At 42.3% G+C, this 12,666-nt stretch carries 9 protein-coding genes; 2 read left to right on the top strand and 7 right to left on the bottom strand.

Features of this window, described 5'->3' with window-relative positions; translation table 11 throughout:
• Positions 1–66: 66 nt before the first annotated feature.
• From ACO05V_RS13670 to ACO05V_RS13700, 7 genes are all read right to left on the bottom strand, one after another.
• Entirely contained in the window at positions 67–1,659 is a 1,593-nt protein-coding gene (locus ACO05V_RS13670; RefSeq protein WP_421852362.1) for a hypothetical protein, read from the bottom strand.
• 179 nt (positions 1,660–1,838) lie between these two features.
• The gene (pepN, locus tag ACO05V_RS13675; protein WP_421852365.1) at positions 1,839–4,472 is read right to left on the bottom strand and encodes an aminopeptidase N; all 2,634 of its coding nucleotides are present in this window, start codon (positions 4,470–4,472) and stop codon (positions 1,839–1,841) included.
• Positions 4,473–4,485: 13 nt separating this feature from the next.
• Positions 4,486–5,310, bottom strand: coding sequence for a DUF2797 domain-containing protein (locus tag ACO05V_RS13680; RefSeq protein WP_421852368.1), 825 nt, complete (start codon positions 5,308–5,310; stop codon positions 4,486–4,488).
• On the bottom strand, positions 5,310–5,591 hold the full coding sequence (locus ACO05V_RS13685) for a YeaC family protein (protein ID WP_421852370.1): 282 nt from the start codon (positions 5,589–5,591) through the stop codon (positions 5,310–5,312). Before ACO05V_RS13685 ends, ACO05V_RS13680 begins: the two co-directional genes overlap by 1 nt.
• An 89-nt stretch (positions 5,592–5,680) precedes the next feature.
• A complete protein-coding gene (locus tag ACO05V_RS13690) occupies positions 5,681–6,550 on the bottom strand; it encodes a rhomboid family intramembrane serine protease (RefSeq protein WP_421852373.1) in 870 nt (289 codons plus the stop codon).
• A gap of 57 nt (positions 6,551–6,607) precedes the next feature.
• Positions 6,608–7,489 (bottom strand): NAD(+) kinase, encoded by an 882-nt coding sequence (locus ACO05V_RS13695; protein WP_421852376.1) that lies wholly within the window; start codon positions 7,487–7,489, stop codon positions 6,608–6,610.
• A gap of 133 nt (positions 7,490–7,622) precedes the next feature.
• Entirely contained in the window at positions 7,623–8,561 is a 939-nt protein-coding gene (locus ACO05V_RS13700; protein ID WP_421852379.1) for a 1-aminocyclopropane-1-carboxylate deaminase/D-cysteine desulfhydrase, read from the bottom strand.
• A 150-nt stretch (positions 8,562–8,711) separates the two neighbouring features.
• On the opposite strand from ACO05V_RS13700, the gene ydiJ reads away from it, so the two are divergent.
• Together ydiJ and ACO05V_RS13710 are read left to right on the top strand one after the other, a co-directional pair.
• Entirely contained in the window at positions 8,712–11,786 is a 3,075-nt protein-coding gene (ydiJ, locus tag ACO05V_RS13705) for a D-2-hydroxyglutarate dehydrogenase YdiJ (RefSeq protein ID WP_421852382.1), read from the top strand.
• A gap of 67 nt (positions 11,787–11,853) precedes the next feature.
• Positions 11,854–12,582 (top strand): spermidine synthase, encoded by a 729-nt coding sequence (locus tag ACO05V_RS13710; RefSeq protein WP_421852385.1) that lies wholly within the window; start codon positions 11,854–11,856, stop codon positions 12,580–12,582.
• The last annotated feature ends 84 nt before the right edge of the window (positions 12,583–12,666 follow it).

The following is a 12,666-nucleotide window of genomic DNA, read 5'->3' on the forward strand; positions in this document are numbered from 1 at the left end:
CGAGGAAAAAAATGCGAAGCCAACAAATCAAGTCAGCTTCGTTATTTTTTGGATGAAGCGGTGATTTTAAGAGTTTAATTCTTGATTGTTTTTTGATTTGTTAATACGGCCAATAAGAAAACCACCCAACAAGCCAAGTAAAATTGCGATACCCCAATATCCATATTTTTCAAACAAGTTAGTATTGATCAAAGATAAGGTTTCATTTCCTCGGTAAACTTGTCGCTGAATGGTTTGATCTTGAAAGGCAATTTGCTGGTTCACAAATAAATTCAATTGCGCTTCCGGCTTTTCGTTTAAACCCGCTACACGCCAGCGCCATTGCAAGCGACCATTCTGAACGACAGCACTAGCGATGCGATCACTGATCATCTGTATGTCACTGTCGGTCACCAGTTCTGCCAAATAGGTTTGTCCAGATAGCGAAGGTTGAACATCAGCTGAAACTAAAATTTCGAAATTGTTATGCAAAGCGATTTCATTGGGTAATTGCCACTGCACATTCTGTAATGCTGAGCTCATTTGTGACTGCAAGGCTTCTATTGCTGCAGTGACTGAAATACCGCTATTTTCATTTACTTCTAAAGCTTGTTGAGTACTGGCGAGACGTGCCGATAATGCATTAAGTTCAGTTTGGCTGGCAGCTAACTGCTCTCCAGTAGCATTTAGTTGAGCCGTTAGCGCGGCATTTTTTTGCTGAGCTTGAGCTAATTTATTATCAAGGTCTTTCCAACGAGCTTCATAATCAGCACCTTCATCAAGTGCTGATTCTAATTTTAGGATGTCACTTTTATATTCATCGATAAGGGCTTTTTGCTCCGCCACTTTACTTTGAAGGTCGGCAAGCTCAATACGCATTTGCGCATTTTCACGCTCGTAATCCGAATCATTAGAGGAAGCGGGCTGAATAATTGGAACAACTGGCTGTGGCACTGAATCAGTCCCTACTGATTTCTCAGCATTTAAAGAGCGAATTTTGTCCCATAACACTTGATGTTGTGCTCTCGCGTCAGATAAAGCGCCACCTAACATGAGGTTCTCTTTTTTAAGCGATGTAAGACGTTTTTGATTGGCTTGATTATCAGCTTCTAGATTGGCGTATTTTTTTTGTAATTGGGTATTTTCGCTAAGTAAATCAAGATAACTTTGTTTAAAACCATCTTGTGTCGTTGGCATGTTCTCTAAGCTAGAAACCTGCTGCTTTAATGAAGTGTTTTCATTTTCTAGCTGACTAATGCGGCGCGTTAATAAATCATTATCCAGTTTTAATGCTGAATAACGTGATTCTAACAATTCGCGTAACTTCTTTTGTTCTTCTAATTCAGCTAAAGATTTTGCGTTTGACGATGATTTCTGCAAATTAGCAATGATGATGTCTTTTTCATCAAGAGATTTGTTTAAGGAAGCAAGTTGTCTTTTATTATCGGCAAGTTGTTTTTGAAGAGAATCAATAAGAGAGGTTTTTAACGCGACTTCTTTCTCCAAACCGATTTCTTTTTCGCTAACGACAGCCTTTGGGGTTGGCGTTTGAGATGCTGATTCGGTAGAACTGGCAGTTGGCTCAATCACAGAGTCAGTCTGCTGACGTGAGGATGTAGTACAACCAGACATCATCAAGCCCAAGGCAATAGGAATCAAAATCGTCTTACGTGCTTTCATTTTTCGCTCCTTAATAAACTCAAGGTCGACAATAGGTTACCTCTCTTATGCCAGAATTAAGTATGGAATGCAAAGAAGTAGTAAAGGCAACGTTATAAACCATATCAAATAAATCACAAAAAAGCCCCTGAGGATAAATCCACAGGGGCTTTAAATCTCTTAAATCGCGTAATTAATTATTACGCAAGGCTTTTAGAAATCACTTCATATACGTCTTTAGACAAATCCTCTGCCAAAATACGCTCAAGTTCTGCTTTCATTTTTACGCTTAACTCAGGCTGCATTTTTTTCCAGCGAGTTAATGGTGTGCAAAGTCTCGAAGCAATTTGCGGATTACGCTTGTTTAATAAAATAATCTGATCCGCTAAGAAACGATAACCGCTGCCATCTGCGTTATGGAAACCAGCAACACTTTGACCAAAACCACCCAAAACAGAGCGAACTTTATTTGGATTTTTCAGATCAAAAGCTGGATGTTCCATAAGCCCTTTCACTGTCTCCAACGCCGTTTCTTGTTCTTGGCTGGCGCTTAACATTAGCCATTTGTTTACCACCAATGGTTCCGTTTTCCACTGCTCATAGAAAGCTGCCAATAATTCTGTAGCTTTATCGTGCTGAGCATTCACAACGATAGAAAGTGCAGCAAACTGGTCTGTCATGTTGTTGGCAGATTGGAATTGCTCAAGAACTCCATGATGAGCAAGCTCATTGTTTGTTTCAACCCAATAAGATAAGGCGATATTTTTCAATGTACGATGAGCGATATCTTCAGCGGTTGCTTGGTATTCACCTTGGATTTTATGATCACGATACACTCGTTCAAAATCCGCTGACAAAGTACTCGCCAATTGAGCTTTTAAGTACTGGCGCGCTTGTTTAATGGCGGCTGGATAAATGGGGTTTGCTAACTCAGACAAATACGCTTGACTCGGCAAAGCCAAAATCAAGGCAACCATGGCAGGGTCTAGTGTTTTATCATTTAACAAGGTTTTAAAACCATGGACTAACTGAGAGTCAATCGATAATTCTTTCCCTTCAATTACCTGATTGATTAACACTGTAAGCTCATTAACCGCCAATTGTTGCGATGCACTCCAACGGTTAAAACCGTCAGAATCGGCAGACAACAATAATAAGAGATCTTTTGAAGAATAGTCGTAACGCAATTTCACAGGTGCCGAAAAACCACGTAACAGAGAAGGAACAGGTTTCGCAGTCAAACCGCTAAACTCAAATTCTTGCTCACTGGATTTCAGATGCAACACATGATCTTCTGCAACAATGCCATTTACTTCAGCAGACAAGGCTGCGCCCTGCTCATCAAGCAAACCAACACGTACAGGAATATGCAGTGGCAATTTTGTTGGCTGACCTGGAGTGGCTGGCGTGTCTTGTTTCATCGTTAAACGATAAATTCCTGTTGCTTCGTCAAAGCTGTCTGTCACTGTGACAATTGGAGTGCCCGCTTGAGAGTACCAGCGCTTGAATTGAGAAAGATCAACACCAGAAGCATCTTGCATCGCGGCAACAAAGTCATCACAGGTAACCGCTTGACCATCATGACGATCAAAATACAAATCAGAGCCTGCTCGGAATTTTTTAGCACCTAACAAGGTGTGAATCATGCGGACAATTTCAGCGCCTTTTTCATAGACAGTTAATGTGTAGAAGTTTGAAATTTCAATAAATGAAGCCGGACGAACGGGATGCGCCATTGGGCCTGCATCTTCTGCGAACTGCGCTGTTTTCAAGAATGAAACGTCTTCTACGCGTTTTACGGTTTCTGAATGCATATCAGCAGAAAAAGACTGATCACGGAAAACGGTAAAACCTTCTTTTAAGCTTAACTGGAACCAATCACGGCAAGTCACGCGATTACCAGACCAATTATGAAAATATTCGTGAGCAACAATGGCTTCTACACGCAAATAAGTATCGTCAGTTGTTGTTTCTGGGCTGGCTAACAAACAAGAGGAATTGAAAATATTCAGCCCTTTGTTTTCCATGGCGCCCATATTAAAGTCATCAACGGCAACGATCATAAAAATATCCAGATCGTATTCGCGTCCAAAGGTTTCTTCATCCCAACGCATAGAACGTTTTAGTGCTTCCATTGCGTAATCAACTTTGTCGATGTTGTGCGACTCAGTGAAAATCTGCAGTTTAATATCGCGCTTACTTTGTGTGGTAAACACATCATTTTTGACTGCAAGGTCACCCGCAACCAAGGCAAAAAGATAAGCCGGTTTTGGGAAAGGGTCGTGCCATACAACAAACGTTTTACCTTCGTCAGTTTTGCCACGCTCCACTTCATTACCATTAGACAGCATAACTGGATAGCGAGCTTCGTCAGCAATAATGGTTGTAGTAAACACCGACATTACATCAGGACGATCTAGGTAATAAGTGATGTGACGAAAACCTTCGGCTTCACACTGAGTGCAAAACATAGAAGACGAGCGATACAAGCCTTCTAAGCGTGTGTTGTTTTGTGGCTCAATTAAGGTTTCACAGGTCAGGACAAACTCATCCGCAGTCGCCGTAATAATGAGTTTATCTTCGCTTACTCGGTATTCTTCTGGAGGTAATGAATAATCATCCATTGCCACACCGATCAATTTAACATCTTCGCCACCGTCTAGAATTAAAGGGGCTGTGGATTTGCCAAATGCAGGGTTACGGCGCATATGAAGACGAGAAGTAACAACCGTGGTGGCTTCGTCTAAATCAAATGTAAGTTCTGTTTTATCAATGAGAAAAGGAGGAACTTTATAGTCTTTTAAATAAATCGCTGAAGGTTGACTCTCTTTCATTTGTTCTTATCTCCTAGAATGTCAATGTCGCTTGATAGCCGGTGTATTTACGAATATTTATCACGCCAGTATCTAGCATCCAATATTGGCCTTTAATACCCATCAAAGTACCTTCGATAAGCGGCGTTTTTTCGGCGTTAAGGCTGGTGATTTTGGTTGGGTATTCTAAAACTGGGTAGGTAAATTCATGGGTTTCATTTTCATCGGATAAGTCGGTGATGGACTGCAACCCAAACTCATGTTGCAAGGAATCCAAACCTTCATAAAGTCGATCAATTAAACGCTCTTGCTCTTGCTCAAGATCCATCTCAATTGACGATCCTTTTAACATATTACGCCAATTGGTTTTATCTGCTACTTGGGTTTTAAATAAGGTTTCGACTAAGCCAGACATTCTGCGGTTTTGAACACGAAACAATGCCCGTGCCTGCGTGGCACCTTGATCAATCCAACGTGTGGGTAATTGGTCTCCGCGGGTAATGCCAACCTTCAAAGCCGATGAGTTAGCCAAATAAACATAATGACTTTGCATGCAGTACTGCTCAGCCCATTCAGGCTCTCGGCAAGTTCCTAAGTGGAAATGGCACTTTTCTGGGCTCATGATGCAAGTATCGCAGGCGGCTAACTTTCGAAAGCAATTAAAGCAAAAACCTTGGCTAAACGATTTTTTGGTCACCTTGCCGCAATTTACACAATGAATCGTTCCATCAAGATGCAAAGAGACTTTTTTACCTAACAAATCATTAACCAGTACATGATTACTTCCTAGGTTAAGGTGATAATACACTTGACCATCACGAACCTCGGTCGACATTTTTTTAAGATTACCCTGCAACATCAAGCTTGTCCCTCAGGACCATCGCCAACCCATTTAATGGTGTCTTGTTCTTTAGCAGGGTCTTTTTTACCGACGTTTTTATGACCTGTGGTGTCGATGTAACCAACACGATCTTTTTCTTCTTTATTGCTGTAGTCGTAAGTAATGACAGCTTGAAGACATAATTCCGTTTGTTCGGGTGTCAATCTCACACCATTGGGCCATTTACCAAGCTCAACGGCCTGTTTCAGTTTGACATAAACCTCAGGCGACATAGTATCGATCATTTCTTTAAAATTCATTTTTTTGCATCTCCCTGCATTCAAGCAGGCTGTTATTAAAGTCTGTAAATTAAAAAGTAAATCTAAAGTAAAATATAGGCTGAGTTTAACTAGCTCTGGCGGTGTTTGGTCGCAATCCAGTAAATAACACCAAGTGCTAACCCTGAAAGCAAACCAATGCTATGAGCCGTGTTAGCAATACTGCCAAGCCCCAACATTTCAGGAAAAAGCGTATAACCTATGCCCAACCAAATAACAAAAAACACCATCAATTGCTGGCTAATAATGATTGGCCAACGCTTGTTTAAAATAGGTAAAAGCCAAGCAAAACCAATTAATCCGTACACCACACCAGATAAACCACCAAATAAGGGGTAGCCACTTATCTGATACTGTAAAACATTACTTAATACAGCAATGATGACAACACCAATACTCCAAACGACCGACCCTATAATACGCTCTAATTTCCCACCGATTTCCCAGATCCATAAGGTGTTGAAGATGATGTGGAGCACACTAAAATGCAGCAATGTTGGCGTGAAAAAACGCCAATATTCACCTTTAGAAAAGACTTCAGCCAAATCATAAAAGTAAATATGGCCATTTTTTATATCGAATGGGCTGATAGAGAAATAACTGACGCTTTTGATGTCTGCGCCCAGTTGAGTAATCACCGCTACTAGTAATGTTAACAATAATAAGATTGTCGTAACTGGCGACAGTTTAAGCAGAGAAAGTATTCCGCCTCTAGAGCTTTTTCTAACTACAGAGGCTGGTTGGGCTTGCTGCAGCAAAGTCGGATCGTCTTTCCAAATAGTCATAAGCTGTTCAACTGCTGGCAATTGACTTGGATCCAATACCCACAACTCATTACAACCATCTTTGAAAATAATTTGATGTGCCACCTTATGATGCCACAAGGCTTCGGTTAACCCTTTAGGGTCTTCTGTTTTTTTGAACTGGTAAACAAAATACATGGAACCCCTAAAGAGGATATATTTATGAAATAATAAAAACTCAACCAGAACCCAATATTAAGGGCGATAACTGGATTGCCAACCTAGCTTGTCACGACACACGTTATAAAAATCATGATTTTTAGGATGTATCAATCGAATACCACCTGCTTTTTTAGTGATATGAATTTCATCCCCTGGTGCCGCTGTAATATTAAGCTGACCATCACAACTCACACTTGGATAAGTAAGGTTAGATTCACATACTACAATGCGAATTCTTGCATTTGCATCAATCACGATTGGTCGATTACTTAGCGTATGCGGATGCATTGGTACCAACACTAAAACATCTAATTTAGGTAGCATGATTGGACCGCCAGCAGATAGCGCGTAAGCGGTCGAGCCCGTCGGTGTAGCCACAATAAGGCCGTCTGATTTTTGGTTCATCACAAACTGATCGTCGATAAAAAGATCAAAACGAATCATTCGCGCAGATTTACCAGGATGGAGAACCAAATCATTTAACGCGATGCCTTCGCCGCTAGGACGATTCTGGCGCTTGATTTTTGCTTCAATCATAAAACGCTTTTCTTCATGATATTCACCACGAAAGATAGGATCTAATTCTTCTTGAAGGTTGTGCGGAGAGATATCCGTTAAAAAACCCAACGTGCCTCGGTTGATGCCCAATACAGGAATGTCGTAATTACATATTGCTCTAGCAGCACCAAGGAAACTACCGTCACCTCCGACTACCATGACCATATCGCAATGATCACCTAACTCTTTTAATGCCGATGATGCGACTTTCACACCTGGCATCATGGTCGCCAATTGATCTTCAAGAACTGGCGCAATGTCTTTTTCTTGAAGATACTCCATCAGTTTCTTAACCGTATCAAGAATCTGAGGTTTATCTAACCGAGCAATAATACCAACACGTCTAAAAAGACTCATGTGTCATTCTCTTCCCGTCTATCGATGTAAACAAATCAATCCACTAACGCATTTAAAACGGTTTTTATTATTAATGTGGATTTTACATAAGTTGGGCAACTTTAACATGAAGACGCCAACTATCGCCATCTCGTTAAGAACACGCAAAAGGATTAGTATGATTTGAATACCCTCGCCAGCCTTGCAAACCACCAGTATGGATAAATAATGTACGACGATAAGGCCAGGAACCTTCTTTCATCGCTTTAAAAACGGCAAACATGCTTTTGCTGGTATAAATAGGATCAAGTGGATGATTCGGGTTTACATCAGCAAACTCTCTCATAAAGGCGTTTAATGCGGGACTTTGTTTGGCAAAACCACCTTCGTGACAATCGGAATGAAAGAATAATTTCACACCGAGCTCTGCGCTCAATATTGATTCTGCTGTTAGCTGATTCGCTAAATCTAAAATCAATCCTCTTTGAGCGGGCTCACCTTTTAATGCGCTGAACACATGTAAATCAGGCGCATGGATATTAGAAAGCAACCCCGCTGCGGTTGTCCCCGTTCCAGACGAGACAACCCAAGCATCGTATTTATCATCCATTGCACTGATGTCATTCGCCCAATCATGACAGCCCTTTGCACCAAGTGCCCCGCCACCGCCTTCTGGGATCCAGTAGACACTGCCGTAGCGCTGGTTTATTTTGCCTACTATTTCTGACTCTATTCCACGTCGATAATCGGATCTTGTCGAAGGCCATAACTCAACACCATCGTCCGCCATATCTCTAAGAGTTGGAGTCAATTGAGACTGCAATTCCCCACGAACAATAGCAACAGCTTTAAAAGGCAAATGTCTAAGTGTTGCTCCAAAAGCATGAAGATGATTTGAAAACGGCCCGCCAAAAGTCGCAATAACAGAGGCGTTTTGTTGTTCTGCGGCCTTGAGGTGATGACGCAACTTATGCCACTTATTTCCCGGCGCATTCGGGTACTCGAGATCACCACGGTAAATATCTAACGTATATTGATGATTGGATGACTGTTGGAAAGCTGTTGACAAAATGATTGGCTGAATGAAGGACACAAATAAACCCAATTACAAAAAATGTATATGCCTTTCATAGTAACATGAGTTTTTAGAGTGTTATCACACACTTTTTTCAACTCAGAAAAATCACTCTCACAGGCGTTTCTTTGATAAAATCTGCGCACTCATCATTTGTGGAGATGAAACATGATTCCAAAACTTTCTGAAGTCTCGCCGATTCAGGCCAAATACCTTTCTTTCATCGAACGCCTGAAAGCTTCAGGATTCTCAGGAGATACTAATCCTGATTACGCCAACCGTGTGGTTCTGTCGACCGACAACTCAATTTACCAAGTATTGCCTCAGGGAGTTATCTTCCCTAAGAACACCCAAGACATTCAGTTGTTGGTGCAGTTATCCAACCAAGAAGAATTTAACGATGTTGTGTTAAGCCCTAGAGGTGGCGGCACTGGCACCAATGGCCAGTCGTTAACCGATGGTTTGGTGGTGGATCTATCCAAGCACATGAATCGAATTTTGGAAATTAACGCCGAGGAAGGCTGGGCTCGCGTTGAAGCTGGCGTAGTAAAAGATCAGCTTAATAAAGCAATCAAGCCTCATGGTTTATTCTTTGCGCCAGAGTTATCAACCAGTAACCGAGCCACCATTGGTGGCATGATCAATACCGACGCCAGCGGACAAGGTTCGGTGATGTATGGAAAAACGCGCGACCACGTTCTTTCCCTCAAAACCGTATTGTTAGATGGGCACCTACTCGAATCAGCGCCTATTGACGATGAGACACTCGCCAACATTCAAAGCGGCAGCGATTATTCTGCCCACGCTCATCGTGTTGTCGATAACATTCAGAAAAACAAAGCTCAAGAAATCAAAGACACTTTCCCTGAGCTCAACCGCTGCTTAACTGGCTATGACTTGGCTCACATTCGCACTGACGATGGTCAATTCAATATGAACTCGGTGCTTTGCGGATCAGAAGGCACGTTAGGTTTTATTGTCGAAGCCAAAGTGAATCTTCTGGCTATTCCAACCTATGCCGCTTTAGTGAATATTCGATATGACAGCTTTGAAGGCTCCCTTCGTCATGCTCGCGAACTACTGGCAGCCAAGCCAACCTCTATCGAAACTGTCGACTCAAAAGTTCTAGGTCTTGCTAAAGGCGATATCATTTGGAATTCCGTTGCTGAGTTTTTTCCAGAAAATGCTGGCGAAAATATCCAAGGGATTAACCTCGTCGAATACACCGGCAATGATGAACAAGAAGTCGCCGATAAAATTAAAATCCTCACCGATAAACTCGATGTCTTAGCCAAACAAGGTGACAGTAGCGCGTTGGGCTACACCATCGCCATGGGACATGACAGCGTTAACAAGCTTTGGGCGATGCGCAAGAAATCTGTTGGTTTATTAGGCAACGCTAAGGGTGAAAGGCGCCCTATTCCATTCGTTGAAGACACCGCGGTGCCGCCTGAAAACCTTGCCGATTTTATTATGGAATTTCGTGAAGTATTAGATAGCTACAAGGTTCAATATGGCATGTTCGGCCATGTGGATGCAGGCGTTCTGCATGTTCGCCCTGCGCTTGATCTTAAAGATGAATCCCAGGAACCGATGATCCGCGAGATCACCGACAAAGTGGTTGCGCTCACGCAGAAATACAATGGCTTACTCTGGGGTGAACATGGCAAAGGCGTTCGCTCCGAATATTCGCCTGCCTTTTTCGGCGAGCTTTACCCGAGCGTTCAACAAGTAAAAGGCGCGTTTGACCCAAGAAACCAATTAAATCCGGGTAAAATCGCCACGCCGTTTGAACTCGGTGCGGATTTATTGAAGATAGATGCGGTCCCGTTACGTGGACAATTTGACCGTCAGATTCCGCTTCAAAACCGCGATCAATTTCAAGAAGGCATGTACTGTAACGGCAACGGTGCTTGCTACAATTTCGATCCAAATGACGCCATGTGCCCTTCTTGGAAAGGCACACGAGATCGTCGTCACTCGCCCAAAGGTCGTGCTTCTTTAATGCGTGAATGGCTACGCGGCATGAGCCAGCAAGGTGTCGACACAGTTAAAGCAAGCAAAGACGCAAAAGACAGCAATGTCTTTTTCAACTTCTTGCCAAGATTAAAAAACACCCTAGCAAAACGCCGTGGTGAATACGATTTTTCAAATGAAGTTCATGAATCCATGATGGGCTGCTTGGCGTGTAAATCCTGTGTCGGCCAATGTCCAATTAAAGTTGACGTGCCAGAGTTTAGAGCAAAATTTTTGGAGCTTTACTACGGCCGTTATCTGCGACCCGCCAAGGATTATCTTATCGGTTCGTTGGAATTTATGATGCCAACCATGGCGATATTCCCGCAGCCATACAATTGGTTGGTGAGCCGCAGCTGGGTGAATCACTTCAGTAGCAAATACATAGGTTTGGCCGACAATCCTAAACTGAGCAAGCTCAATCTAAAAAAAGAAATGTCTCGTCGTGGTATTCGTTTGGCAACACCCTTAGCAATTGAAGCCTTAAGTCCAAAAGATAGATCTCGTGCTGTTATTGTGGTCCAAGATGCTTTCACCAGTTATTTTGAAACCGAGTTAGTATTAGACACCATGGAAACCTTGAGTCGTCTTGGCTTCCAAGCATATCTGGCACCTTACATGCCAAATGGCAAACCTTTGCATGTACATGGCTTCATGAAAGCCTTTAATCGCACTGCTCGTAAAAACTTAGACATGCTGCAAAGCTTGGCTTTCTATGGTTTGCCATTCATTGGCATTGATCCTTCGATGACGCTGACTTATCGTTCGGAATACACCAAAGCCTTTAGCGACACTCGACAAATACCAAACATCCAGTTGATGCAAGAATGGTTAATGAAGAAAAGCGCACACCTTATTAAGCAGCCTTTAATGTGTGATAACTCGACTTACCATCTAATGACCCACTGCACAGAAAAAACCAATGCGGCAGCTTCTATCCAAGACTGGCAAAAAGTCTACAGCATTCTAGGGCTGGAACTAAAAGTCGAAAACGTCGGTTGTTGTGGCATGGCTGGAACTTACGGTCATGAAACGGCCAACAAAGAAACCTCGAAAACCATTTATGACTTGTCATGGAAAGAAAAAGTAACCAATCCTGGATTGCTCGGAAAGCTGGTGGCAACTGGCTACTCTTGTCGTAGCCAAGCAAAGCGCTTTGATGATGTTGCTATTCCTCACCCAATACAAGCTATTTTGAAGCATTTACGAGAAGCAAAAATCGAGTGATTTAAAACGTTTGCTACCAATAAGGCTCGGCAGTTCGAGTCTTATTTATTTTTATTGAAGGAACATTATGTTACTATATGACAGCGCAGATGAACTTGGTCCAATTCGCATTTTTGATGATGGCCAATACCGCATCCTGTCTTTTGCCGAAGGTGATGAGCAAAGTCGGATTCGTCTTTCGACTCCACATATTTTACAGCACGAATACACCCAAGCCATGATGCTGCCTTTGTTGTTTTGTGAGCCAAAACGAGTGTGCATCTTAGGTCTTGGTGGTGGCACTTTACTTAACGCGCTCCACCATACGATTCCTGCTATTCATATCACCGCTGTAGAACTATGCCAAGAAGTCATGGACGCGGCTGAGATGTATTTCAAATTACCCAGAGGCAAGCGCATCAACTTAGAAGTTGCCAATGGCATTGATTACATGGCAGAAGGCTTGCCGAAGAAAGTCGATTTGCTGATGACGGATCTTTATAACACTGAAGGAATGGACCGTGCGGTTCTCCAGACAAGCTTCATTGAAAACTGTGCCAAAAATATAAAAGAAGATGGTTGGTTAGCTTTAAACTGCTGGATTGATCAGAAAAATAACCACGACCTCACGGCCGTGATTAAAAAATACTTCAACGATGTCCGAGCCTTAGACACAGGAACCGGAAACTGGGTCATCATCGCGGGAAAAAGAATGAACAACAATAATGCCAAAGAGCTTAAAGCCGCCGCGCAAAAACTCAACGACAAAACGGGCTTTCAATTAACAAAATGGCTGTCTAGATTGTCGGAAATTTAATACGCCTGTTTTTAACTGCAAAGAAATAAAAGCATTCGCCCCTACATAAACAATTACAATTTTCGGCTCCGTCATTGTGTTTTC

The organism is Marinomonas sp. (assembly GCF_965225885.1).
Taxonomy (GTDB): Bacteria; Pseudomonadota; Gammaproteobacteria; order Pseudomonadales; family Marinomonadaceae; genus Marinomonas.

Coding starts and splice junctions, on each gene's coding strand:
- ACO05V_RS13670 (WP_421852362.1), bottom strand. CDS start 1,659: ATGAAAGCACGTAAGACGATTTTGATTCCTATTGCCTTGGGCTTGATG.
- pepN (WP_421852365.1), bottom strand. CDS start 4,472: ATGAAAGAGAGTCAACCTTCAGCGATTTATTTAAAAGACTATAAAGTT.
- ACO05V_RS13680 (WP_421852368.1), bottom strand. CDS start 5,310: ATGTTGCAGGGTAATCTTAAAAAAATGTCGACCGAGGTTCGTGATGGT.
- ACO05V_RS13685 (WP_421852370.1), bottom strand. CDS start 5,591: ATGAATTTTAAAGAAATGATCGATACTATGTCGCCTGAGGTTTATGTC.
- ACO05V_RS13690 (WP_421852373.1), bottom strand. CDS start 6,550: ATGTATTTTGTTTACCAGTTCAAAAAAACAGAAGACCCTAAAGGGTTA.
- ACO05V_RS13695 (WP_421852376.1), bottom strand. CDS start 7,489: ATGAGTCTTTTTAGACGTGTTGGTATTATTGCTCGGTTAGATAAACCT.
- ydiJ (WP_421852382.1), top strand. CDS start 8,712: ATGATTCCAAAACTTTCTGAAGTCTCGCCGATTCAGGCCAAATACCTT.
- ACO05V_RS13710 (WP_421852385.1), top strand. CDS start 11,854: ATGTTACTATATGACAGCGCAGATGAACTTGGTCCAATTCGCATTTTT.